Below are 22,902 nucleotides of genomic sequence, written 5' to 3' on the forward strand. Positions count from 1 at the left end.
ATTGCCGCATTCTGCCGCAACCAGCCCTGCACCAGCCTATTTACCCCACGCGCGTCAAGTGTTCGCTTCGCCGGGCTTGCGCCCGCACTTGACCCGGCAGCGCACCCACTCGAACTTCGAAAGAAGCTTAAATGGTGCGTTATCGACACTACAAAGGCGGCATTTACGAGCTGGTTTGCGAGGCCACGCTGGAGTCCGATCCAACGGTCACAATGATCGTCTATAAAGCCAGCAATGGTACGATCTGGACGCGTCCGGCTTCGGTGTTTTTCGAGCTGGTCGAAATCGACGGCACCAAGGTGCCGCGCTTCGCGCCGATCAACTAGGCGGGCTCGTTCAAGCGAAACGCAAGCGCGATCGCACCCGAAGAACGTGTACTGCCAGGTCAACACAAACAGGAAATCTGAATGCGTCTATTGCTTGCCATCATTCTGCCGTGGTTTCAGTTCTTCACGATCGGCCGGCCGTTTGCCGGCATCATCTGCCTGATTTTGCAGATCACGCTGATCGGCTGGATTCCGGCGGCGATCTGGTCGGTGTATGCGTTGAGCCAGTACAACACCGACAAGAAAATTGCCCGGGCGATGGGCAACGGGCGTTAAGGCTGAATGCGGTGTCGTCCGCCGGGCTGGTCTGCGGCGGACCGGCGACGCACAGCGACTGTGCTATCTCAGGGTTGCTGTAATTCAACCGCATCCGGCGCTTCGATCACCACGTCGGTTTCCGCGATCGCCACGCACAGGGGGGGTTAGTGTCGGTGCTGTCAGGCGTCTATGCGGCGTGCGCCAGTTCTGGGAATACCTGGATCTCGCGATGCGGTCTCTGTTGCGCCTGCCATAGGTCATAGCGGGCTTGCATGATGGTCCACATCTCCGCGGAGGTGCCCAGCGCAGCGCCGAGTAGCACGGCCATGTCCGCCGAAATTCCGGCATGTCCGTTGAGAATCCGTGAGAGCGCCGCTCGAGTGACGCCAAGCCTCTCAGCAACGGTTGTGATACTGAGGTCGCCCAAGTAGTCTCGCAGCACCAGTCCGGGGTGCGCCGGGTTATGCATTGATGTCATCGTCGGCTCCTTAGTGATAGTCCTGATAATCGACAAGAACAGCATCCGCTCCCTCGAAGAAGAACGTGAGACGCCAGTTGCCGGTTACCCAAATAGACCAATGACCTTCGACGTCCTGCCCCTTCGGATTCTTTCCGGAAAGTTGATGCAGCTTCCAGGGTGCCGCATTCATGTCGACCGGTGCGGTCGCCGCATGAAGCGCCGTCAGGCGAATTCGCAACTTATCGGCATGAGCGGCCGTGATCCCTTTCTTGGAACCCGTCAGGAAAAACTGCTCCAGCCCTTTGTGTCGAAAGCTCTTGATCATGCGTATAGTGTATATGAACGCTATACGCCGCGCAAGCGGGCAGGCAAGACCCTTCTAAGCAAGCCCACCTTCATTGGAGTTTGAATAGATTTTGGATTTATTTTGGATCACCTTTTCGTGAGACGATTTCCGACGCCTCTGGAACATCCAAAACCAGATCGGACTGGGCGACCGCAACACAAGGGAGGATAAGACCTTCAGCCTTTTCTTCCTTGCTTAAACCGGGCCACTCGATGGTGTAGGAAACGGAGCCGCTGATTAATCGGCAAATGCATGTGCGGCATGTGCCGTTGCGGCACGAGCGTGGCAGGCGTAGATTCGCAAAGCCGGCGGCTTCGAGGATCGTGAGCGAATCGGGCGCTTCGAAGCTTTGGCCGAGCGGCTCGACGCGAACGAGAGGCGGGCGGGTAGGGTCGGACATCGTGTGAATCGGTGACGGATTGCGCCACACTTTACACGCTGACGAGAGCGCTCACAGCACGCCACCGAATGCCCAGGCCCCACGCCGTTTCAATGCGTCGTGTTCCCACGCCGCAGATACCGATACACCGTATTGCGCGCAAGCCCCAACTCGCGTGCCGCTGCCGACACATTCCCGTCGAGTCGCGCGAGCGTTTGCGCGATCAACGTGGCCTGCCAGTCTTCCATCCGCGCGGACGACCCATTCACCGGCGCGACCGGTTTTTCGCGCCCGCCACCTCCATCGCCGTTGCCTGAAAGCGCCACGAGCGGTTGGGCGCCGACGTCGGCCGGCGCGTCCCCGCAATCCTGCAAAAAATCTTCCGGCAAATCTTCGAGTTCGATCTGCTCCGCGCCTTCGGCCATGATGCTTGAGGTACGAAGCACGTTAGCCAATTGCCGCAGATTGCCGGGCCAGCGGCATTGCGCAAACCGTTCCAGCACCTCATCGGACACGCGACGCGGCAAACGCTCGCCATCCGGCTGCAATGCCAGCATGCGCTCGACGAGCGCAGCCAGATCGCTACGCTCGCGCAGCGCCGGCAAGGTGACGACGAGGCCGTTGATCCGGTAATACAGGTCCTCGCGGAAGGTGCCGGCTTCGATCATCGCGCGCAGATTGCGGTGGGTCGCGCAGACAATGCGCAGATCGACCGGAATCGCCCGCGTGCCACCGAGCGGTACGACAGTACGCTCCTGCAGCACGCGCATCAGGCGCACTTGCTGAGCGAGCGGCATATCGCCGATTTCGTCGAGAAAAAGCGTACCGCCGTCGGCCTGCACGATCTTGCCGACGCTGCCGCGTTTTTTTGCGCCGGTGAACGCGCCGTCCTCATAGCCGAACAACTCCGCCTCGATCAGCGTATCGGGCAACGATGCGCAATTCAGCGCGACGAAGGGCGCGGCTCGCCGCGGCGAATCGTGATGGATCGCGCGGGCGAGCCACTCCTTGCCGGTGCCGGTTTTGCCGAGTACGAGAATGGGGATATCGCGTCCGCGCAGCTTGGCGACTCTTCGCAAGATTGCGCAGACTTGCGCGTCGCCTGTATCGAGCGTTTCGAGTGTGGCGAGTGGCGCGGGTGGCGCCATCTCGCAGGGTCGAGCCGCGGCGCGCGTGCCGCTGGACGTGGCCGTACGCGCCGCGTCAGGCAGGGCCTCTGCCGAAGCCACATAGCGCGGCACCGCAAATTCACCGCGTGCGACCACACGCACGCCGCTCGGCAACGTCAGCACGACGCTTTCGCCTGGTGCGCGGGCAATCTGTTGCAGCAGCCGGGCGAATGCGATACCGAACAGCGCATCGAAGGTTTGCCTTTGCAGGTCGGCGAGCGGCTGCCCGAATTGAAACAGCGCGCTGCGATTCGCGGACAGGAACGTGCCGTCCGGCGCGAACGCGGCGAGCCCTTCGTATAGCGTGCCGATGAATTCCGCACGCGCGTGAAAGTGGACGCGAATGGCGTCGACGAATTGATTGGAGAACAGATGATTTTCGATCATCTGCGCCGACATCCGCACGAGCGCGAGCGTGTGCTTGTGGAAGCCGCGCGTGTCGCCGCTGACATCGAGCGCGCCGATGGTGCGCCCGAACGGATCCGCGATGGGCGCGCACGAACAGGTGAGAATCCGGTTCGCGTGCAGGAAATGCTCGCCGCCGTGCACGACGGTCGGCTGCCCGTCGATCAGGGCGGTGCCGATCGCGTTCGTGCCGCGATCCGCTTCGGCCCATGACACGCCCGGACACAACGCGACGCGATTGGCTTTTTCAACGAAGTCGCTGTCGCCGAGACTATGGAGAATCACGCCGTGATTGTCGGTGAGGAGCACCATGCTTTGCGTGTCGACGATCTGCGCGTGCAACGTCTCCATGACAGGGAGCGCGTGGGTATAGAGCGACTGATTGCGATCGACAAGTTCACGCAGCGCGAGGCGGCGCAGCGGATGAAAGTCCGGCGTTTCCGACGCACGCAGGCCGACTTCGAGCGAGCGGGCATGAGCTTGCGCGATGACATCTGGCCGACCGAGGGTGGGCGGCGTGGCAGGACGATGGATCAAAGCATGTCTCCGGTGATCGGACCCGGCGGGTGCGTTGCCCGCCATTGCGTTCCGCAGTGCAACATACACGTCTGCGGCCGAACACCGATATTACAGGACGAAACAGGACCCAGGCGAAAGCCGCGCGGCAGGGAAAAACGGAGTCACGCTAAAGAGGATTAGCCTCAAAAACAGCCCGTCAGGCACCAAAATCGAGCAAACAAAAAGGAAAACTTGCGCAGCGCCCGAACTCGTCTACAGTGAATCCAATCACCTCCGCGGGGCGCGAAGTAAGACGCTGTCGCAGCCGAGGGGTGACGGACCCGCATCACCAGCATCCGACAGGGAGGAAAAAGCGCTGCAAGTGCGACCAGACTCAACCAGCATGCGCAGTACCAATCGACCGATGCGCAGCACCAACCCTTTAGGTGAACTCCCATGCAGATACTATTCCCGAACGAAACTCCTGAATATTCAGGTCGCGAACTTACCTTGGCGTTCCCGGCGATGGTTGATGGGCAAAGGGTGGAGTGCATGATCACCGCTGAAGCGCTGGAAGATCACTTTGGCGCCGCTTCGCCGCGGCTGGAAGACATGGTCGGCGCATTCGACGCGCACCGGGCCCGGATCGAAGCAGCCACGAGGCGTCTGCTATCGGAAACGCGCGCGCAATGTCTGGTGCTGAGGAGCGGCTACGTGCGTTTCTATGAAGCGAACTGGCGCAACTGAGCGAATCCGCGCCTGCCGGGTATCCACCCGAAAATAGGCCCCAAATAAGCCCAACGGACAGGCAGAGCAATAAAGCAGAACAAGCCGCGCAAGAGCAACACGAGACGCAAACCCAGGCGCGGCGTCCGCACCTCAACTAGCCCCCAACTGGCTGCGGCCACTCGCGCCGCCCAGGTCCGTACACGCGCGCCTATATGTTCCAGATGCCGCGAGCGCAAGCGCCAACGCCGCATGCGCCAAAGACCTGAAGCTGATCAAACCATCCGCCGCAACGTCCGATCCAGGAACACAACGTGATGCGCAATTGCCGCAAGCGCGTGCAATCCGATCACCCAGTAAAACGCATTGCCGAGCCACTCATGCGCTGTCTTGAGCACCGGCCGCGCAATCGGGTTCGCGCCGACCAGCGTGTAATTGAAGTTGATCCAGGCGAGCGTGACCGGATGCCCACCGGTATTGATCATCAGGATGCGGAGCAGCGGCTGAGCGAGGATAAAAACGTACAGGGCGAGATGTGCGCCGCGCGCCAGAAACGCGAGCAGCCGGTTGCCTTCGATTTCCGCGGGCGCGCCGGCCCACAGCCGCCACAGCAGGCGCAGGACCGCCAGTCCCAGCACCAGGGTGCCGGCCCAGAAATGCACGCTGCTCCAGAAAGCCCGGCTGTCAGACCCTTTCGGCCCGCGTATTTCGATTGCCAGATAAGCGAGCGCGATCAGCAGAAAGATCGCCCAGTGGAAGAAGATGGCGGGCGTCGTATAACGGTCCGAGGCGCGGCGGTAGGACATGCAGGGAACTCCTGTGACCAGTTCGTTGGTTTTTATCAATCATCGGTTGATAAAGAGTGCCCGACCAGAACGGGCGCCTTCAAGAAAACGATTGTTGATCCAGACCGAACCGTGGCCAAACACCGCGACGATGCCGCGGCGCTTTCGCGTCAGGAGCCGCCGCGCTTATTCGCTGCCGAGGTAGAAATACCGGAACAGGAAAATCGCTGCGATGATCCACACCACCAGCTTCACTTTGCGCGCCTTTTTTTTTTTACCGAACGCGACGCCATTGGCGATCGAGTAGGTGAACGGCATCAGCAGGGCGGTGAGTGTGGCCGGCACGACTTCGGTGGCGTCGTCCCACGGCAGGTCGAGCATTTCGCGCAGCATCAGGCACGACACGTACAGCAGGGCCGGCGCCGTCGCGTAGCCGGGCACCACGGCCGCCAGCGGCGCGAAAAACAGCGCCGCGAGGAACAGCACGGCGACGGTAAGCGCCGTCACGCCCGTGCGGCCGCCGGCCTGCACGCCCGACGCGCTTTCGATATACGCCGTGGTCGACGAGGTGCCCAGCATCGAGCCGGCCAGAATCGCCGTGCTGTCGGCGAGCAGAGCGCGGTTCAGCCGAAACATCTTGCCTTCCACCAGCAGCCCGGCGCGATTGGCCACGCCCATCAGCGTGCCGGTCGCATCGAACAGTTCGACGAGGAAGAACACGAGGATCACGTTCAGCACGCCGCCGGAGAGCGCGCCGCGAATGTCGAGCTGGAACAGCGTCGGTGCGATCGACGGCGGCGCGGAGACGATGCCGTGGAACTGATTGCCGCCGAAGAAAAAGCTCAGCACCGTCACGCCGACAATGCCGATCAGGATCGCACCGCGCACCCGCAGATAGTCGAGCGTGACGATCGCGAAGAAGCCGACCACCGCGAGGACCACATGCGCGTTGTGCAGATCGCCGAGCGTGACGAGCGTGGCCGGATTGCCGACAACGACGCCGGCCGACTTCAGCGAAATGATCGCGAGAAACAGGCCGATGCCGCCGGTGATGGCGATACGTATCGAATGCGGAATACCGTTGACGATCACTTCGCGCACGCGAATCAGCGTGACGATCAGGAACAGGCAGCCGGAGATGAACACCGCGCCGAGCGCGGCTTGCCACGTGAAGCCCATGCCCTTTACGACGGTGTACGCGAAGTACGCATTCAGGCCCATGCCGGGCGCGAGCGCGATCGGATAGTTCGCGTAGAGGCCCATGATCAGCGAGGCCAGCGCGGCCACGATGCAGGTCGCGACGAACACCGCGTCCTTCGGCATGCCGGCGTCGCCGAGAATCGCCGGGTTGACGAAGATGATGTAGGCCATCGTCAGGAAGGTGGTCACCCCGGCGAGCACCTCGGTGCGCAGGTCAGTGCCGGCGGCGTCGAAGCCGAAGTATCGTTTTATGGAGTCCATGAGGCGGGTCTCTCGTTGTTCAAAAAGCGTTTCTTGTGGTTGATACAGGCTATGCGCAGCAGATAAGCAGGCGACTGTGCCGTCCGGCACGGCGCCGATGCGCCACGCAGCCAAGCCTACCGGCGGATTGTAATCATGATTGGCGGCGGCGAACCGAATTGCGTGAATGCAGGCTTTGCCGAAGGGGCGAGATGATACCTTGCCAGCGCGCGGGGCGCAGCGGCAAGCGAATTTGCGGTGTTGCGGCGGGGGACGGTGGGTTTTGCGGCGGGAGGGGACGGCGTGTAAGGCGTGCAAAGCCGGCGTCGCCTGCGACCCTGGCGGTCGCGGGCGGCCCGGCCTGCCGCATCGAGGCCAGGACGAGACGGATTACTGCGTCATGCTCCCGCCCATCTTCTGTGCCCGCCGTGCGGCGACGATGCGGCCCGCGCGTTGCGCGTTGTCCGGATAGTCGATCCAGTCGAGCGGATCGTAGCCGGCTGCGCGCCAATCTGCCAGATCGGCCTTTACCTGGGCACGCGTTAGCGGCGCCGACGGGTCGTAAGGCCGCGAGGCTTGCGCAAACGCGGTGCTCATACTCACGGCGGCTAACAGCGCGCCGAGTCCAACTAGAGAAACGATTTTCATGATGAGCTCCTATGGAGCGGTTAAAAACGACCCCTACATTTTAAAATTTGTAAGCATTTCGAATAAGTCGATTGAAGGCAATGCACCGTTTCATCCTGTGATCCAAAGCGGGTCCGGTTGAACCCGCGCGACCCTCGGTTCAGGAGGCGGACGGCTTGCTGAAGCGATCCAGCACCGCGCTCAGCAGATCGATCGGCAGCGGAAATACGATCGTCGAATTCTTGTCGGCGGCAATCGTCGTGAGGGTTTGCAGGTAACGCAACTGCATGGCCTGAGGCTGTTTCGCGAGCGTTTGCGCCGCTTCCAGCAGATGCTGCGAAGCCTGCAATTCGCCTTCCGCATGAATCACCTTGGCGCGCCGCTCGCGTTCGGCTTCGGCCTGACGGGCAATCGCGCGGATCATCGTTTCGTTGATGTCCACATGCTTGATCTCGACGATCGACACCTTGATGCCCCACGCGTCGGTCTGTGAATCGAGCACCTTCTGGATATCGGCGTTCAGTTGCTCGCGTTCCGCCAGCAGTTCATCGAGTTCGTGCTTGCCGAGCACCGCGCGCAGCGTGGTTTGCGATAACTGGCTGGTCGCTTCGAAGTAACGCGCCACCTGTATCACCGCTTTCTCCGGATCGACGACACGGAAATACACCACCGCGTTGACCTTCACCGAAACGTTGTCGCGCGTAATCACGTCTTGCGGCGGCACGTCGAACACAACGGTGCGCAAATCCATCCGCACCGCCTGCTGCACGATCGGGATGATCAATACGAGGCCGGGCCCCTTGACCTTCCAGAAGCGCCCGAGCATGAACACCACGCCGCGTTCGTACTCGCGAAAAATCCGTATCGATGAAGCAATCAGTACGGCCGCCAGCAGAATCAGAATGCTGCTGAAGCCAAATGTGAAACCGATCATGAGCGTTCTCCTTGTTGTTGTGCTTCCGCGGGCACCACGGTCAGCGTCAGTCCGCGCCGCGCAGTGACGCGCACCGCATGACCGGCTGCGACCGGGGCCGTGCTGGACACCCGCCAGCGTTCACCCTGTACCTGAGCCCAGCCGGCCAGCGTGCCCCCCGCTGCGGCGTCCCCAGGCAGCAGGCCACCGTCCGGCGATAGGCCACCGTCGAGCACGACGCCGAGACTGCCGATCAGCCCTTCCGAGCCGGTCACCACGGGCCGGCTTCGCGCTCGCAAGGCGAGCCTCGACACGCCGAACACAAACGCGACGCTGAACACGGTCACGGCCGCGATCAGGGGCAGCGGAATGCCGTAGCCGGGCACGTCGGTGTCGATCAGCATCAGCGAGCCGATCACGAACGCAACTATTCCGCCGAAGCCGAGCGAGCCGAAGGTCGGCAGAAACGCCTCGCCGATCAGGAATGCGATGCCGAGAAAGATCAGGCCAAGCCCGACGTAATTGACCGGCAGCATCTGCATCGCGAAGAGCCCGATCAGCAGACTGATGGCGCCGACCACGCCCGGCAGCACGAACCCCGGATTGGCGAACTCGAAGAAGAGGCCGTACATGCCGATCATCAGTAACATCAGCGCGACGTTCGGATCGGTGATGACCGCGAGGAACCGGCTGCGCCAGTCGGCTTCGAGCGTGACGATCGGTGCGTTGGCGGTGCTGAGCTTGACGTCGCCGCGGCTCGTGCTGATCGTGCGGCCGTTCACCTGGCGCAGCAGATCGGGAATGTCGCGCGCATTCAGATCGACCACGTGCTGCGCGAGCGCTTCGCTGGCCGACAGGCTGACGGCTTCGCGCACGGCGCGCTCGGCCCAGTCGGCGTTGCGTCCGCGCATTTGCGCGAGGCCGCGGATGTAGGCGGCCGCGTCGTGGACCTGCTTGCGCAGTTCGGTGGATTGGGTGTCGAGCGGAAGGGCGGCGCTGGCTGAGTTGGCAGCGCTGGCTGAGCTGGCTGGGTTCGCCGCGTTCGCTGAACTCGCCGAATCGGCTGAGGCAGGCGCTCCGGGGCCGTTCTTTTGTGCGCCAGCGCCGGCGCCAGATCCACCGCCGGGCAGACCCGGCATACCGCCGCCGCCCGCAGGCGGCTCGGCACCGCCGATGCCCATCTGAATCGGCGTCGCCGCTCCGAGATTGGTGCCCGGGGCCATCGCCGCAATGTGGCTGGCGTAGACGATATAGGTGCCGGCGCTCGCCGCGCGCGCGCCACTCGGGGCGATAAAGGTGGCGACCGGTACCGGCGAGCCGAGAATCGCCTTGATGATCTGCCGCATTGAGGTATCCAGTCCACCGGGCGTATCGAGTTGCAGCACGGCGAGTTGCGCGCGGTCGTCGGCGGCACGCTGCAGGCTGCGCACGATGAAGTCGGCGCTGGCCGGACCGATCGCGCCGTTCACCGGGATCACGATAACGCTATTCGGCGCGACGGCGGCCTGGGCGGCCCAATCCAGCGGTGCGTTTTCGCACAATGCGAATCCAAATGCCAAAAGCACGCCGAACGCGGTCATGCCGCGCATCAACCGGCCCACGACTCCGCCACGGATAAGCGCAGGGCGCGGACCAGACTGCCGGAACGGGAGACGTAGGAACGTGCTCATCGCTGACGGCTGCCGCGCCATGCCGACGGATATCGACCGGCGCGGGCCGATACCCCAAAAAGGCTGGCCTGCTCCTTACAGCTTAGTCCGATTCCGCCCGACGCGTGAAATCCGCATGCGCCGGCCGATAATCGCTCGGCCGCATGCCGGTCCACTTGCGAAACGCGCGATGAAACGCGCTCGGTTCGGCAAAACCCACGGCGGTGGCGATGTCGGCGATCGTGCGATCGGTGTCCTGCAGTTCGCCGATTGCGATATCGCGCCGCAAGTCGTCCTTGATCGACTGATACGTATAGCCTTCCTGCTTCAGACGCCGCCGCATCGTCGCTTCAGCGACGTGCAGGCGCAGCGCCATCTGGTCGGCGGCGGGCCAGCCGGCCATCGGCAGCGCGCGCAGCATCTTGCGCACGCGCGCGGCGAGCGAGCCGGGATTGCGGTATTTGACGATGAAGCTGCCGGGCGCATCGCGCAGGAACGGCTTGACCGACTTGGTGGTCTGGATCACCGGCAGCTCGAGAAACGCCGGCGAGAGGTCGACATACGACTCGGCTTGATCGAACGCCATGTCGTCGCAGAACATCAGGCGGTATTCATGTGCGGCCGGCGGCTCGGCGCAGCGAAAGCGTGCCTCGACGAGCGGAATGCGCCGCCCGACCAGCCAGCACAGCAGGCCGTAGACGACGATAAAGTAGGTCGCATAAGCGAACATGGCGGGCGGCCTCGCGCCTTCGCGTTCGATATACCGCAACCGCACCCGTTGCGCATCCGTCTCGATCTGTGCGCCAAGATCGTCCAGCACGAGCCGCATGAAGCCGACCGCTCGCGCGAGCGCTTGCGCGCCGTTACGCGCGGTCAGCGCCGTCTGTGTCATCGCGATGAAGCTGCCGCTTTTCATGCGGTGCGAGTCCTGGCCGAAGAATTCGTCGTCGAGCGCGCGGGCGATGCCGGCCCACAACGCGCCGTACTGTGCCGAAGAGACCCGGCTTTTCGGCGACGCCAGCATCGTCGCCGCGATGCCGGCGGCTTCAGCGAGCGGCAGCGCCTCGAAACCGCGTGCCCGCGCCAACGCCAGGGCCTCCTCGACCAGACTGACGGAAATCGTGCCTTTATCGTTCCTGAGGTTCTTGAAGTTCTTCATGTTTTTCATGGCTGTCTGGCAAACGCGCTCAACATTTTCCTTGTGGCGATCCGCTAAACCTTTGAAAGCGCGGCCTGAATCGGCCTTGCATGATACCGGCATGGCAAATGCGCTCAATCAGAATGATCGGGCTGAGCATCGAACCTGTCCAGCAGCTTCCCTACACTTGGCCTGAACCGATCGCGGGACGCATCGCCCGGAGACACCACGTCGAAGCCGGCCACCCCCCGCGATGAGTCGCAGATGACGAGGCAGCGCCTCGCCGCCGCGACTCGATGTACCTAACAGGATCGCGCCATGGACAGCTTCTACACCGACGAACAGCGGATGATCCGCGACGCCGCCCGCGACTTCGCCACTGAGCGCCTCGCGCCGCACGCCGCCCAGTGGGATCGCGACGCGAAGCTGCCGGCGGAAGTCGTAACGCAAATGGGCGAACTGGGTTTTCTCGGCATGATAGTGCCGTCCGAGTGGGGCGGCTCCTATACCGACTACGTGGCCTATGCGCTCGCCCTCGAAGAAATCGCCGCGGGCTGCGCCGCCTGCGCCACGCTGATGAGCGTGCACAACTCGGTCGGCTGCGGGCCGATCCTGAACTTCGGTACGGACGCGCAAAAGGACCGCTATCTGCAAGACCTCGCCACTGGGCGCCGCATCGGCGCGTTCTGTCTGACCGAGCCGCAAGCCGGCTCCGAGGCGAACAATCTGCGCACCCGCGCCGTGCTCAGCAACGGCAAATGGATTCTTAACGGCAACAAGCAGTTCGTGACCAACGGGGCGCGCGCCAACATCGCGATCGTGTTTGCCGTCACCGATCCCGACCGTGGCAAGCGCGGCCTTTCAGCCTTCATCGTGCCGACCGATACGCCGGGCTTCAACGTAGGCAAGCCCGAGCACAAACTCGGCATTCGCGCCTCGGACACCTGTCCCATCTCGCTCGACGATTGCGCGGTGCCCGAAGCCAATCTGCTCGGCGAACCGGGCGAAGGCTTGCGCATCGCGTTGTCGAATCTCGAGGGTGGCCGCATCGGTATTGCAGCGCAGGCGGTCGGCATCGCGCGGGCCGCATTCGATGCCGCGCGTCTCTACGCGAACGAACGCATCCAGTTCGGCAAGGCATTGAAGGACCACCAGACCATCGCCAACATGCTCGCCGACATGGCGACTCGCCTGAACGCGGCGCGTCTGCTCGTGCACCACGCGGCGCGCTTGCGCACGGCGGGCAAGCCATGTTTGTCCGAGGCGTCGCAGGCCAAGCTGTTTGCGTCGGAACTCGCCGAGGAAATCTGCTCGAACGCGATCCAGATTCACGGCGGCTATGGCTATCTCGAGGACTATGCGGTGGAACGCCACTATCGCGACGCCCGCATCACGCAGATTTACGAAGGAACCAGTGAAGTGCAGCGGATGGTTATCGCACGCCACGTTTAAACGCTAGTTAGACGGCGTTTGAGCGCAAAATAGTCTGTCAGTAGAGCAAAAAGCAGAGCGCATACCGCGCCACAAGCAACCATCTTGCATGGGACCAGAGTAAGAGCTTTGCATGGGACCAGAGTAAGCGCTGAAGCGCTAACTCTGGTCGACAGCTGAAGCGCTAACTCTGGTCGACAGGAGACGACGATGACTGCAGCGAAGGGCTTTCTCGAAGCGCGTGATCTGTTATTGCGCCACCGAACCGACTACGACCGCGCCTACCGCGAATTCGTGTGGCCGACGCCAGGCGAGTTTAACTGGGCGCTCGATTACTTCGACGTGATCGCGCGAGATAACGACAACCCGGCGCTGTGGATCGTCGACGATCCGGCAAGCGACGGCTTGCGCCTCTCGTACGCGCAGATGTCGGAGCGCTCGTCGCGCATGGCGAACTTCCTGCGCGGTCTCGGCGTGGGGCGCGGCGACCGCTTGCTGCTGATGCTGCCGAACCGCGTCGAACTCTGGGACGTGATGCTCGCGGCGATGAAACTCGGCGCGATCGTGCTGCCCGCCACCACCCAGCTTTCCGCCGACGACGTGCGCGACCGTGTGCAGATCGGCGGCGCGCAGTTCGTCGTGGTCGATAGCGCGGAACTGGCCAAGTTCGACGCACTCGACGTGCCCCTTACACGCATTTCAGTCGGTACGCCGTGCGACGGCTGGATCGATCTTGCCGCAGCCTATGGCGCATCGCCGCAATTCACGCCGGAAGGCGTCACACACGCCACCGATCCGCTGCTGCTGTACTTCACGTCGGGCACGACCTCGAAGCCGAAGCTGGTCGAGCATACGCACCTGAGTTACCCGGTCGGCCATCTGTCGACCATGTACTGGATCGGACTGCAACCGAACGACGTCCATTGGAACATCAGCTCCCCGGGCTGGGCCAAGCACGCGTGGAGTTGCTTCTACGCGCCGTGGAACGCGCAGGCCTGTGTGTTCGTTTTCAACTTTCCGCGCTTCGTGCCGAAAGACACGCTCGACGTGCTGGTGCGTTTCAACGTCACCACGCTGTGCGCACCGCCTACCGTCTGGCGCATGCTGGTGCAGGAGCATCTCGCCGACTATCCGGTGAAGCTGCGCGAGATCGTCGGCGCGGGGGAGCCGTTGAATCCGGAGATCATCGAACGCGTCAAGCATGCGTGGGGTATCACGATTCGCGACGGCTTCGGCCAGACCGAAACGACCTGCCAGATCGGCAACTCGCCGGGGCAACCGGTGGTGCCGGGGTCAATGGGCCGTCCGCTGCCGGGCTACCGGATCGAACTCCTCGATGCCGACGATCAGCCCGTGACGGAAGGCGAAATCTCGCTACCGTTGGCTGAACGTCCGCTCGGCTTGATGACTGGCTACGCGAACAACGCCAACGCCACCGCGCAAGCCATGCGCAATGGCTTCTACCACACCTCCGACGTCGCGTTGCGTCGTGATGATGGCTACTACGTCTACGTCGGCCGCGCCGACGATGTTTTCAAATCGTCCGATTACCGGCTAAGCCCGTTCGAACTCGAAAGCGTGCTGATCGAACACGAAGCGATCGGCGAAGCAGCCGTGGTGCCGAGTGCCGACGCGCTGCGCCTGTCGGTGCCCAAAGCGTTCGTCACCGTACGTCAGGGCTATGAAGCCAGTCCCGAACTCGCACGCGCGGTCTTCGCGTTCTCGCGCGAAAAGCTCGCACCGTACAAGCGGATTCGCCGCCTGCAATTCAGTGAATTGCCGAAAACCATCTCCGGCAAGATCCGCCGCGTCGAATTGCGGCGTCGCGAAATGGAGCGCGAGGCTGAGCCTGCGCGCCTGCCGGACGAGTATTGGGAAGAGGACTTCCCGGATCTGCGTTGATTATTTTTATTCCCAGTCACTGTCCGGCCGATACGCGGCCACTGCACAGGAGTTCCAGCATGAACGCAATTGCTTCAAACAATGTCGCCACCGTCAAGCTGCTGATCAACGGCGAGTTCGTCGAATCCAAAACCACCGAATGGCGCGACATCGTCAACCCGGCTACGCAAGAGGTGCTCGCACGCGTGCCGTTCGCCACCGCCGGTGAAGTGAACGAAGCGATCCGCTCGGCACACGCCGCGTTCAAGACGTGGAAGGACACGCCGATCGGCGCGCGCATGCGCATCATGCTGAAGTTCCAGGCGCTGATTCGCGAGCATTCGCCGCGCATCGCCAAGACCTTGAGCGCCGAGCAGGGCAAGACGATTCCCGACGCGGAAGGCGATATCTTCCGCGGGCTCGAAGTGGTCGAGCACGCCTGCTCGATCGGCACCTTGCAGCAGGGTGAATTCGCCGAGAACGTGGCGGGCGGCGTGGATACCTACACGCTGCGTCAGCCGATCGGCGTATGCGCCGGCATCACGCCGTTCAATTTCCCCGCGATGATCCCCTTGTGGATGTTCCCGATGGCGATCGTCTGCGGCAATACGTTCGTGCTGAAGCCGTCCGAGCAGGATCCGTTGTCGACCATGCAACTGGTCGAGCTGGCGCTCGAAGCCGGCGTGCCGAAGGGCGTGCTGAATGTCGTGCACGGCGGCAAGGATGTGGTCGACGCGCTCTGCACGCACGATCTGGTGAAAGCGATTTCGTTCGTCGGCTCGACGGCGGTCGGCACGCATGTTTATCGCCTTGGCAGCGAACACGGCAAGCGCGTGCAATCGATGATGGGCGCGAAGAATCACGCCGTGGTGCTGCCCGATGCGAATCGCGAGCAGACCTTGAATGCGTTGGCTGGCGCAGGGTTCGGCGCAGCGGGACAGCGCTGCATGGCGACCTCGGTAGTCGTGCTGGTCGGCACGGCGCAGCAGTGGCTGCCTGATCTGGTCACCAAAGCGAAAACGCTGAAGGTCAACGCCGGTAACGAGCCGAATACGGACATCGGCCCAGTGGTCTCGCGTGCCGCGAAGCAGCGCATTCTCGGCCTGATCGAAACGGGCGTGAAAGAGGGCGCAACGCTGGCGCTCGACGGCCGCGACGTGAAGGTGCCGGGCTACGAGCAAGGCAACTTTATCGGCCCGACGGTCTTCACCGATGTCACCACCGAGATGGATATCTACCGCCACGAAATCTTCGGCCCGGTGCTGGTGGTGCTGAATGCAGCGACGCTCGATGACGCGATCGCGCTCGTCAACCGCAATCCGTTCGGCAACGGCGTGGGCCTCTTCACGCAAAGCGGCGCGGCGGCGCGCAAATTCCAGAGCGAGATCGATATCGGCCAGGTCGGCATCAATATTCCGATTCCCGTGCCCGTGCCGTCCTTCAGCTTTACCGGCTCGCGCGGCTCGAAACTCGGCGACCTCGGGCCTTATGGCAAACAGGTCGTGCAGTTCTACACGCAGACAAAAACCGTCACCGCCCGCTGGTTCGACGACGATACCGTCAACGACGGAGTCAACACGACCATCAGCCTGCGCTGATTCCTCGGGCCCCTTGGAGACGGCACCATGAAAATAGGCTTTATCGGACTGGGCAACATGGGCGCGCCGATGGCGCTCAACCTGCTTAAGGCGGGCCACACGGTCAATGTATTCGACCTCAACGCGCAAGCCGTGCAGACACTCGTCGATGCGGGGGCCAAAGCGGCAGGTTCGCCGAAAGCCGCGGTGACCGATGCCGAATGTGTGATCACGATGCTGCCCGCAGCCACTCACGTGCGCAGCGTGCTGATAGCGGATGACGGTGTTTTCGCCGGCATCTCGGAAGGCGTGACGATCATCGATTCGAGCACCATCGACCCGGCGAGCGTGAAGGCGTTTGCCGAACTTGCCGAGCAACGCGGTAATACCTTCGTCGACGCGCCCGTCTCGGGCGGCACCGGCGGCGCGGCGGCGGGCACGCTGACCTTCATGGTCGGCGGCAGCGCGAGCGCGTATGAGCAGGTCAAGCCGGTGTTGTCGGCGATGGGCAAGAACATCGTGCATTGTGGCGACACGGGCACCGGCCAGGTTGCGAAGATCTGCAACAACCTCGTGCTCGGCATCACGATGGCTGGCGTGGCCGAGGCGATGTCGCTGGGTGAGGCCCTCGGCATCGACGCGAAAGTACTGGGCGGCATCATCAATACCTCGACAGGCCGCTGCTGGAGTTCGGACACGTATAACCCGATGCCCGGCGTGATCGAAACCGCACCGTCCACGCGCGGTTATACCGGGGGCTTCGGCACCGATCTGATGCTCAAGGACCTGGGCCTCGCCACCGACGCGGCGAAATTCGCGCGTCAACCGGTGTATCTCGGCGCATTGGCTCAACAGCTTTATCAGACGATGAGCACCAGGGGCGCGGGACGTCTGGACTTCTCGGCGGTGATCAAGCTCTATCGCAAGGACGGCAAAGACGGAGACGCGTCATGATCGAACTCGACTACGCACACGACGGTGCCGTCGCGCTGCTGACGCTCAAACGGCCGCCCGCGAACGCGTTTACGCCGGACGCTCTGCTGCAATTGCAGCAAACCGTCGAACGTCTGAACGGCGAAGCGCGCGTGCGGGCCATCGTGATCACTGGCGACGGCCCAAAGTTTTTCAGCGCGGGCGCCGACCTGAACACGTTCGCTGACGGCAATCGCGAAGTCGCGCGCACGGCGGCGACGCGCTTCGGCGCGGCGTTCGAGACCTTGCAGAACGCGCGGCCGGTGGTGATCGCGGCGATCAACGGTTATGCAATGGGTGGTGGGCTCGAATGCGCGCTGGCCTGCGATATCCGCATCGCTGAGCAACATGCGTTGATGGCTTTGCCCGAAACGGCGGTGGGCTTGCTGCCATGCGGCTGCGGCACTCAGACATTGCCGTGGCTGGTTGGCGAAGGCTGGGCCAAGCGGATGATCCTGACTGGCGAACGCGTCGATGCAGCGACCGCATTGCGTATCGGTCTTGTGGAAGAAGTGGTGGAAAAGGGCGCCGCGCGCGAGGCCGCGCTGACGATGGCGGCGCGTGTCGCGACATTGAGCCCGCAAGCGGTCGGCTTCAGCAAGACGCTGATTCACCAGGGCCGTAACGGCGTGCCGCGCGCGGCGGCTTTGGCGGTGGAGCGGGAACGCTTTGTCGATCTGTTCGACGGCGCCGATCAGGGCGAAGGCGTCAATGCGTTTCTGGAGAAACGCGCGCCACGCTGGCAGGTGACGCAGGTCGGGCAGGTAGGGAGCGCTGAGCAGGTCGCAAACGCCGAGCAGGAGACCCGTCGATGAGCGCCTTGCAGAGCGTCGCGCTCGATGCGAGCGGCGAAGCGGAGCGCGAGATTCTGTTTCGCGTGGTCAACCGCGTGGCGATCATCACGCTCAACCGGCCGGCCGCGCTCAATGCGCTGTCGCACGCGATGGTGCGCGAGCTTGCCGTACTGCTCGAACATTGCCGTACCGACGATGGCATCGTTGCCCTCGTGCTGAAAGGCGCGGGCGCCAAGGGCTTTTGCGCCGGCGGCGACGTGCGCGAGGTGCACCGGCTCGCGAAGAATGGCGACAGCCGGTGGCTTGCGTTCTTTGTCGACGAATACCGGCTCGACTATGCGCTGCACACGTTTCCCAAGCCGGTGGTCGCTTTGCTCGACGGTATCTCGATGGGCGGCGGCATGGGGCTCGGCCAGGCGGCGCGGCTGCGCATCGTCACGGAGCGCAGCAAGATCGCGATGCCGGAGACGCGTATCGGCTTTCTGCCCGATGTCGGTGCGACGCGTTTTCTGAGTGTGATGCCGGTGGAGGTCGAACTGTATGTTGGGCTCACTGGTGTGACGTTGTCCGGCGCGGATGCGTTGCGCTTGCAACTGGCGGATTTGTGTGTGCCGGCCGAGTGGCTTGGGACTTTTGAAGAGCGCCTGCAGCGCATGTCGCATGCTGGAGACTTGATGGCCGCGTTGCGCGGGGTGTTCGAGCCGCCGTGCAACATCATTCCGCATGCTGCGTTGGGGCCTTTTACGCAGTTGATCTTCAGGCATTTCGACCGGCGTTCGAGTGTCGAGCGGATCGTCGCGACGTTGCGCCATGATCTGGAGCGCGAGCCTGCGCGTGAGGTGAAGCAGTGGCTGCAGTCTGCTTATGACGCGATGGTTGGGCACTCGCCCACGATGCTGTATGTCACGCGTGAGGCTCTATTGCGCGGCCGGCAGATGAGCTTGGCGGAGTGCTTTCGGATGGAGCTGGGCATCGTCAAGCGGGTTGTCGAGGAGGGAGATTTCTGCGAAGGCGTGCGGGCGCAGTTGATCGATAAGGATCGGAAAAGCCGGTGGGCGCCTGCGACGCTTGCCGAGGTGCGGCCGGAACGGGTTCGGGATTTTCTTGCTTCGCCGTGGAAGAGGGAAACGCATCCGCTGGCGGCTTTGGGGGCTGAAGAAGGATGACGTAAGTGGCGCTTCTTGTTCCTCTGTATTCCTACGGTTTTGGCCTTTCCTTGCTTTGTTAGTGGTCTATTAGCGTTGCCCCTGTGCGGGGCGGCACTTACTTCTCTTTGCCGGCCGCAAAGAGAAGTAAGCAAGAGAAAGCGGCTCGAACCCCCTGTTAAGCGGGTCCCCCGCGCAGTAGCGGTAGTGGTGCATCTGGAATCTGTGTTCTCGCACATTCGACGTGAGTGACAAGGCAGTCATTCTTCCGGCGGCGCTGCGCGCGCCGACGCGGTGCTTCTAAACCGGCGTCGGCGTGCCCAAATTATCAACCTTCTCCGACTGTGTCGCCCCTCAGTATGCCCGCCGACGGCAATGTGTTTTGTGCGCCGTGGACCCGGGAAATCCAGAATACCCCGATCAGCGCGACGGCGACCGCGGCCCATCCGACTGTCCCATATCCCATGATTTGTCCCGTCGGTGAGCTGCTCAGCATCAAGCCGCCAATCCATGCGCCACATCCCGTGCCCAAGGCCTGCAGCGCACTATTGGCGCTGAGAAAAGCACCTCGGCGGGTAGGCTCGGGTACGGTCGTCAGTAGTGCCTGCATCGGTACCATTCGCCCTGACATTAGCACCATGAAAAATGGGAAAAACATTAACAGTGCGTAGAACGGTAGATTCGGCAGATGCGTCACAAACAGGATGGGCAGAAACGAAAGTACCGCAGCAATCCGGAATACGCGCCGCGTGCCGTACCGATCCGCAAGTCTGCCAACCCGGCGCGATGTGAAGAACGTTGCCGCGCCACCGGCCATATACAACCACGACAACTGGGCGGGGGCCACGCCATGATTGGCGACCAAGACCGGTGAGATAAAAGGGATCACCAGCATGTGCGCGATCATCATCATGAAAGTCAGTGCAAACGCATTCATGTGCCGCGGGTTGCTCAACAACCTCCACAAATCAGGCAAGACCTCGCCAAGCGCCGGCTGGCGGCGGCTCAAATGCTCGGCAAGCGATGGGACCAGTTGCCAACCAGCCACCCAGACGAGCAACGACAGCACCACCAGCAAATAGAACGGCGCAGCCCAGTTGAAGTGCGCGCCTAGCGTTATGCCAGCCGGCACGCCGGCAATCGAGGCCAATGAAAAAGCAGTCATGATCGTGCCGGTCGCGGCGCCGCGGCGTTGCACCGGGATCACGTCGCCGACGATCGCCATGATCACCGAGCCCAAAACGCCACCCGAAATGCCCGCAAAAGCGCGCGCGGCAAGCAGGAGTGGAAAGCTGCTCGCCAATGCGCACGCCAGGTTCGACAGCGCGAACAGCGCATAGATGGTCAGCAACAAACGACGCCGGTCGAAACGGTCGATATAGGTCGCCGCGAATAACCCCGACAGCCCCGAACACCACGAATACGCGGACACGGCCATCGCAAACGCGGCCGGCGTGATACCGAACGAATGCATGATCTGCGGGCCGAGCGGCATCATCACCATGAAGTCCATGACGATGGTGAACTGCGTTAGCGCAAGCAGCCACAGCAATTGGCGCTCGTGCTTTGTGCTAATTGAATACATCGGTTAATTCCTCGTTTTTTCGCAGCACGCCGCTTGTAGTGGCTCACGCAGTTCATTGCGCCCACGCTGCTGACGGTCAATCGTCGAGCGATTCGTGTACCGCTTCGGCGCCCTGTTTCCAGTAGCTGGCCGCGCGAATGCGCGACTTGTCGACGCCACGTTCCGTGCACAGGTGGTAGCGCACCGCACGCATCGTCGCGGATTCGCCGGCGGCCCACACGTAGCCTTCACCGTCTTCGGGCAAGTACATTTCGCGCACTGCTTGCAGCAAGGCCTCGCCGCGATAGCCCGATTCGCTGCGATGGCGCCAGATGATATGCACTTCGGCCTGCGTCGCGAATTCGATCTGTGCCGACGGATCGGCTACTTCGAGCACCGCCGCGACGCGTGTGCCGGCAGGCAACTCTTCGAGGCGGCGGGCAATGGCCGGCAACGCGGTGTCGTCGCCGATCAGCAGATGCCAGTCGAAGCCGGTCGGTATCACCAGCGAGCCGCGCGGGCCGCCAATGCCGAGATACTGGCCCACTTTGGCTTGCGCCGCCCACGTTGCAGCCGGGCCGGCCTCGTGCATGGCGAACTCGATGTCCAGTTCGCGCGCGTTAGCGTCGAAGCGGCGCGGGGTGAAATCGCGGGCGGTCGACCGCTGGCCTGGGGGAAACACGGGACCGTCGGGGCCGGCTTCGGGCAGCACGGGTTTGTCGGCGCCGGGTTCGGGGAAGAACACTTTGATGTGATAGTCGAACGAAGCGGAGACGAAGTCGTGCAGATCCTCGCCCGTGAAGGTGACGCGGATCAGATGCGGGGTCAGCGCGTGTACCTCTTTCACCTGCAAGAGACGGAACTTCAGCGGATGCCGCACGCGATGGACTGCCAGATCGGCTCGGTTGTCATTTGTCAGCATAAGGGTGCCATTCCTGTTGGTTCGATTGGCGCGCGAAGGTCCGCATGGGCGCCTTCGAACGCGAGTGTCGGGTAGCGCGATCTGTGCGATCTCAAGCGGTTGGTTCGTTGCTGCCTTCGTCGCTGCCGGGATTGACTTCGCCTTCGATTTCATTTGCCGCGCGCATCAGGATCGCGGCGATGCGGCGCTGTTCGGCAGCCGGCGCGTTGTCACGGCGCAGGAGCGCATGCTTCAACGCGCGGCGCGCTTCGTTCAGTTCCGGCAGCCAGCCGCCTTCGCTGATGTCGGCCGGCTCCTCGCCGGCAAACGCGCGGCGCACGGAATCCATCTTGCGGGCGATATGCGCCAGCTTGGCGAGCATCAATTCGACGCGGTCGCGGTTGGCGGCCAGGTATTCGCGGCCCGCTTCCGACAGTTCGTAACGCTTGCGGTTGCCTTCGAGTTGCACGGTCACGTAGCCGAGTTCTTCCAGATACGTGAGCGCCGGATAGACCATGCCCGGGCTTGGGCTATAAAAGCCGTTCGAGCGCGTTTCCAGCGCTTTGATCAGCTCGTAACCGTGGCTCGGCTGTGCGTCGATCATCGAGAGCAGCAGCAATTGCAGATCGTCGGAGCTGAATTTGCGGCCGCGCGGAAAACCATCGCCGTCGCCACCGAAGCCGCCCGGGCCGCCGCCAAAGCGTCCACCACGGCCGCCGCCGCGATGTTCGTCATGGCGGCCGATCGCGTGCCATAGTGCGTGCAGGGAGAAGCGGTCGTGGCCGTGATGGCCGAAGCGGTGGCCGTGACCGTGGCCGGCGCGGTCGTCGCGTTCACTTCGGTTGTCATGGCCACGCTCGTCGCCATGGAGCGCGTGTCGGCCGCCGCGGCCGCGCTCTTCGTTGTGAAACTCGTGCCAATCGCCACGTCCGCCGTCACGGCGTTCGAAGCCTTCACCGCGCGCCTCACCGCCGCGCTCGTAGTGACGGGCGAATGCGTGCCAAAGCGCATGCAAAGACGGGCGGTCATGCCCTGCGAAGAAGCCTTCGTCCGCGCCACGCGAACGGGAAAAACGATGTTGATGACGCATGCTGGGTACTCCCATTTGTGTCTTAAGATGTGTCGTAAGATATATATCTAAAGATAGTTTGTCAAACTTCTTTTTTGCGCCTATGGGTGCACAACAGAGTCTGCGGGATCGTAAGGTTCGCCGTTCCGATACAACAAAGTCTGCGGCATCGCGAAAATTCGGTGTGCGGCGCACAATTGCGGAAGCGTTATGACTATCGCCTCTGGATTGTCGATATTCGGTGCGATCCGGCTACGCCATGGTGGATCGTGGGCCATAGTCGCTCGCGTCGGTGCTGATCCATCCGGCCCCGTTCAGGATTGCCTAGGAGGTTGTCGGAGTTTGCGCCGAGGTTGGTCATCCGGGCGGGCACGTTGGGCGTTAATGAATCAGCCAGTTCACTGAGAGAGCCCATAGATGAGTCGCTTCGTGCCCGTTGATCGTCAGAC

General features: G+C 62.7%; 22 protein-coding genes. 9 read left to right on the forward strand and 13 right to left on the reverse strand.

What is annotated here, in order from left to right; genetic code table 11:
* Positions 1-131 precede the first annotated feature (131 nt).
* Both GNZ13_RS48840 and GNZ13_RS48845 read left to right on the forward strand, forming a co-directional pair.
* Positions 132-326 carry a DUF1653 domain-containing protein gene (locus GNZ13_RS48840; protein WP_172178531.1) on the forward strand — a complete coding sequence of 65 codons (195 nt, stop codon included), beginning with the start codon at positions 132-134 and terminating at the stop codon, positions 324-326.
* An 81-nt stretch (positions 327-407) separates the two neighbouring features.
* The gene (locus tag GNZ13_RS48845; RefSeq protein ID WP_028194701.1) at positions 408-602 is read left to right on the forward strand and encodes a YqaE/Pmp3 family membrane protein; all 195 of its coding nucleotides are present in this window, start codon (positions 408-410) and stop codon (positions 600-602) included.
* Between the two features lie 169 nt (positions 603-771).
* On the opposite strand, the gene GNZ13_RS48850 is transcribed toward GNZ13_RS48845, so the two are convergent.
* The 4 genes from GNZ13_RS48850 to GNZ13_RS48865 all read right to left on the reverse strand — a co-directional run bounded on the left by GNZ13_RS48850 (position 772) and on the right by GNZ13_RS48865 (position 3,880).
* Complete coding sequence (locus GNZ13_RS48850; protein WP_172178533.1) at positions 772-1,062, reverse strand: HigA family addiction module antitoxin; 291 nt, start codon at positions 1,060-1,062, stop codon at positions 772-774.
* 10 nt (positions 1,063-1,072) lie between these two features.
* Positions 1,073-1,369 carry a type II toxin-antitoxin system RelE/ParE family toxin gene (locus tag GNZ13_RS48855; protein ID WP_172178543.1) on the reverse strand — a complete coding sequence of 99 codons (297 nt, stop codon included), beginning with the start codon at positions 1,367-1,369 and terminating at the stop codon, positions 1,073-1,075.
* Positions 1,370-1,466: 97 nt separating this feature from the next.
* Entirely contained in the window at positions 1,467-1,790 is a 324-nt protein-coding gene (locus GNZ13_RS48860; RefSeq protein ID WP_172178545.1) for a 2Fe-2S iron-sulfur cluster-binding protein, read from the reverse strand.
* Positions 1,791-1,879: 89 nt separating this feature from the next.
* Positions 1,880-3,880, reverse strand: coding sequence for a sigma-54-dependent Fis family transcriptional regulator (locus GNZ13_RS48865; protein WP_172178547.1), 2,001 nt, complete (start codon positions 3,878-3,880; stop codon positions 1,880-1,882).
* Between the two features lie 417 nt (positions 3,881-4,297).
* Here GNZ13_RS48865 and GNZ13_RS48870 point away from each other — a divergent pair, with 417 nt between their 5' ends.
* Positions 4,298-4,588, forward strand: a complete 291-nt coding sequence (locus tag GNZ13_RS48870) for a DUF1488 family protein (RefSeq protein WP_028194698.1) — start codon at positions 4,298-4,300, stop codon at positions 4,586-4,588.
* A gap of 254 nt (positions 4,589-4,842) precedes the next feature.
* Here GNZ13_RS48870 and GNZ13_RS48875 read toward each other — a convergent pair whose 3' ends face one another.
* From GNZ13_RS48875 to GNZ13_RS48900, 6 genes are all read right to left on the reverse strand, one after another.
* Entirely contained in the window at positions 4,843-5,373 is a 531-nt protein-coding gene (locus GNZ13_RS48875; RefSeq protein WP_172178549.1) for a cytochrome b, read from the reverse strand.
* 165 nt (positions 5,374-5,538) lie between these two features.
* The gene (locus GNZ13_RS48880) at positions 5,539-6,813 is read right to left on the reverse strand and encodes an NCS2 family permease (protein ID WP_172178551.1); all 1,275 of its coding nucleotides are present in this window, start codon (positions 6,811-6,813) and stop codon (positions 5,539-5,541) included.
* A 369-nt stretch (positions 6,814-7,182) separates the two neighbouring features.
* Positions 7,183-7,440 (reverse strand): DUF4148 domain-containing protein, encoded by a 258-nt coding sequence (locus GNZ13_RS48885; protein WP_172178553.1) that lies wholly within the window; start codon positions 7,438-7,440, stop codon positions 7,183-7,185.
* 139 nt (positions 7,441-7,579) lie between these two features.
* Positions 7,580-8,353, reverse strand: a complete 774-nt coding sequence (locus GNZ13_RS48890) for a slipin family protein (RefSeq protein ID WP_172178555.1) — start codon at positions 8,351-8,353, stop codon at positions 7,580-7,582.
* Positions 8,350-10,002, reverse strand: coding sequence for an NfeD family protein (locus GNZ13_RS48895; RefSeq protein WP_172178557.1), 1,653 nt, complete (start codon positions 10,000-10,002; stop codon positions 8,350-8,352). Before GNZ13_RS48895 ends, GNZ13_RS48890 begins: the two co-directional genes overlap by 4 nt.
* An 82-nt stretch (positions 10,003-10,084) precedes the next feature.
* Positions 10,085-11,140: an AraC family transcriptional regulator gene (locus GNZ13_RS48900; RefSeq protein WP_172178577.1), complete on the reverse strand. Its 1,056-nt coding sequence runs from the start codon at positions 11,138-11,140 to the stop codon at positions 10,085-10,087.
* Positions 11,141-11,437: 297 nt separating this feature from the next.
* Between GNZ13_RS48900 and GNZ13_RS48905 the strand changes: the two genes are divergently transcribed.
* From GNZ13_RS48905 to GNZ13_RS48930, 6 genes are all read left to right on the forward strand, one after another.
* Entirely contained in the window at positions 11,438-12,571 is a 1,134-nt protein-coding gene (locus GNZ13_RS48905) for an acyl-CoA dehydrogenase (protein WP_172178559.1), read from the forward strand.
* A gap of 189 nt (positions 12,572-12,760) precedes the next feature.
* Entirely contained in the window at positions 12,761-14,452 is a 1,692-nt protein-coding gene (locus GNZ13_RS48910; protein ID WP_172178561.1) for an AMP-binding protein, read from the forward strand.
* A gap of 59 nt (positions 14,453-14,511) precedes the next feature.
* Complete coding sequence (locus GNZ13_RS48915) at positions 14,512-16,029, forward strand: CoA-acylating methylmalonate-semialdehyde dehydrogenase (protein WP_172178563.1); 1,518 nt, start codon at positions 14,512-14,514, stop codon at positions 16,027-16,029.
* A 27-nt stretch (positions 16,030-16,056) separates the two neighbouring features.
* Positions 16,057-16,962 carry a 3-hydroxyisobutyrate dehydrogenase gene (gene mmsB / locus GNZ13_RS48920; RefSeq protein ID WP_172178565.1) on the forward strand — a complete coding sequence of 302 codons (906 nt, stop codon included), beginning with the start codon at positions 16,057-16,059 and terminating at the stop codon, positions 16,960-16,962.
* Positions 16,959-17,795 carry an enoyl-CoA hydratase gene (locus GNZ13_RS48925; protein ID WP_172178567.1) on the forward strand — a complete coding sequence of 279 codons (837 nt, stop codon included), beginning with the start codon at positions 16,959-16,961 and terminating at the stop codon, positions 17,793-17,795. The genes mmsB and GNZ13_RS48925 overlap by 4 nt, the downstream gene beginning before the upstream one ends.
* The gene (locus GNZ13_RS48930) at positions 17,792-18,940 is read left to right on the forward strand and encodes an enoyl-CoA hydratase/isomerase family protein (RefSeq protein ID WP_172178569.1); all 1,149 of its coding nucleotides are present in this window, start codon (positions 17,792-17,794) and stop codon (positions 18,938-18,940) included. Before GNZ13_RS48925 ends, GNZ13_RS48930 begins: the two co-directional genes overlap by 4 nt.
* 307 nt (positions 18,941-19,247) lie before the next feature.
* Here the strand turns inward: GNZ13_RS48930 and GNZ13_RS48935 are convergent, their stop codons facing one another.
* The 3 genes from GNZ13_RS48935 to GNZ13_RS48945 all read right to left on the reverse strand — a co-directional run bounded on the left by GNZ13_RS48935 (position 19,248) and on the right by GNZ13_RS48945 (position 22,474).
* The gene (locus GNZ13_RS48935; RefSeq protein WP_172178571.1) at positions 19,248-20,504 is read right to left on the reverse strand and encodes an MFS transporter; all 1,257 of its coding nucleotides are present in this window, start codon (positions 20,502-20,504) and stop codon (positions 19,248-19,250) included.
* Positions 20,505-20,580: 76 nt separating this feature from the next.
* Complete coding sequence (locus GNZ13_RS48940) at positions 20,581-21,405, reverse strand: siderophore-interacting protein (RefSeq protein ID WP_172178573.1); 825 nt, start codon at positions 21,403-21,405, stop codon at positions 20,581-20,583.
* 91 nt (positions 21,406-21,496) lie between these two features.
* Entirely contained in the window at positions 21,497-22,474 is a 978-nt protein-coding gene (locus tag GNZ13_RS48945; RefSeq protein WP_172178575.1) for a PadR family transcriptional regulator, read from the reverse strand.
* Positions 22,475-22,902: the final 428 nt, after the last annotated feature.

The organism is Paraburkholderia elongata (genome assembly GCF_013177735.1).
GTDB lineage: Bacteria > Pseudomonadota > Gammaproteobacteria > Burkholderiales > Burkholderiaceae > Paraburkholderia > Paraburkholderia elongata.

Excerpts from the sequence above, each read along its gene's own strand:
- GNZ13_RS48840 (WP_172178531.1), top strand. The coding sequence starts at position 132 with ATGGTGCGTTATCGACACTACAAAGGCGGCATTTACGAGCTGGTTTGC.
- GNZ13_RS48845 (WP_028194701.1), top strand. The coding sequence starts at position 408 with ATGCGTCTATTGCTTGCCATCATTCTGCCGTGGTTTCAGTTCTTCACG.
- GNZ13_RS48850 (WP_172178533.1), bottom strand. The coding sequence starts at position 1,062 with ATGACATCAATGCATAACCCGGCGCACCCCGGACTGGTGCTGCGAGAC.
- GNZ13_RS48855 (WP_172178543.1), bottom strand. The coding sequence starts at position 1,369 with ATGATCAAGAGCTTTCGACACAAAGGGCTGGAGCAGTTTTTCCTGACG.
- GNZ13_RS48860 (WP_172178545.1), bottom strand. The coding sequence starts at position 1,790 with ATGTCCGACCCTACCCGCCCGCCTCTCGTTCGCGTCGAGCCGCTCGGC.
- GNZ13_RS48870 (WP_028194698.1), top strand. The coding sequence starts at position 4,298 with ATGCAGATACTATTCCCGAACGAAACTCCTGAATATTCAGGTCGCGAA.
- GNZ13_RS48875 (WP_172178549.1), bottom strand. The coding sequence starts at position 5,373 with ATGTCCTACCGCCGCGCCTCGGACCGTTATACGACGCCCGCCATCTTC.
- GNZ13_RS48880 (WP_172178551.1), bottom strand. The coding sequence starts at position 6,813 with ATGGACTCCATAAAACGATACTTCGGCTTCGACGCCGCCGGCACTGAC.
- GNZ13_RS48885 (WP_172178553.1), bottom strand. The coding sequence starts at position 7,440 with ATGAAAATCGTTTCTCTAGTTGGACTCGGCGCGCTGTTAGCCGCCGTG.
- GNZ13_RS48890 (WP_172178555.1), bottom strand. The coding sequence starts at position 8,353 with ATGATCGGTTTCACATTTGGCTTCAGCAGCATTCTGATTCTGCTGGCG.
- GNZ13_RS48895 (WP_172178557.1), bottom strand. The coding sequence starts at position 10,002 with ATGAGCACGTTCCTACGTCTCCCGTTCCGGCAGTCTGGTCCGCGCCCT.
- GNZ13_RS48900 (WP_172178577.1), bottom strand. The coding sequence starts at position 11,140 with ATGAAGAACTTCAAGAACCTCAGGAACGATAAAGGCACGATTTCCGTC.
- GNZ13_RS48905 (WP_172178559.1), top strand. The coding sequence starts at position 11,438 with ATGGACAGCTTCTACACCGACGAACAGCGGATGATCCGCGACGCCGCC.
- GNZ13_RS48910 (WP_172178561.1), top strand. The coding sequence starts at position 12,761 with ATGACTGCAGCGAAGGGCTTTCTCGAAGCGCGTGATCTGTTATTGCGC.
- GNZ13_RS48915 (WP_172178563.1), top strand. The coding sequence starts at position 14,512 with ATGAACGCAATTGCTTCAAACAATGTCGCCACCGTCAAGCTGCTGATC.
- mmsB (WP_172178565.1), top strand. The coding sequence starts at position 16,057 with ATGAAAATAGGCTTTATCGGACTGGGCAACATGGGCGCGCCGATGGCG.
- GNZ13_RS48925 (WP_172178567.1), top strand. The coding sequence starts at position 16,959 with ATGATCGAACTCGACTACGCACACGACGGTGCCGTCGCGCTGCTGACG.
- GNZ13_RS48930 (WP_172178569.1), top strand. The coding sequence starts at position 17,792 with ATGAGCGCCTTGCAGAGCGTCGCGCTCGATGCGAGCGGCGAAGCGGAG.
- GNZ13_RS48935 (WP_172178571.1), bottom strand. The coding sequence starts at position 20,504 with ATGTATTCAATTAGCACAAAGCACGAGCGCCAATTGCTGTGGCTGCTT.
- GNZ13_RS48940 (WP_172178573.1), bottom strand. The coding sequence starts at position 21,405 with ATGCTGACAAATGACAACCGAGCCGATCTGGCAGTCCATCGCGTGCGG.
- GNZ13_RS48945 (WP_172178575.1), bottom strand. The coding sequence starts at position 22,474 with ATGCGTCATCAACATCGTTTTTCCCGTTCGCGTGGCGCGGACGAAGGC.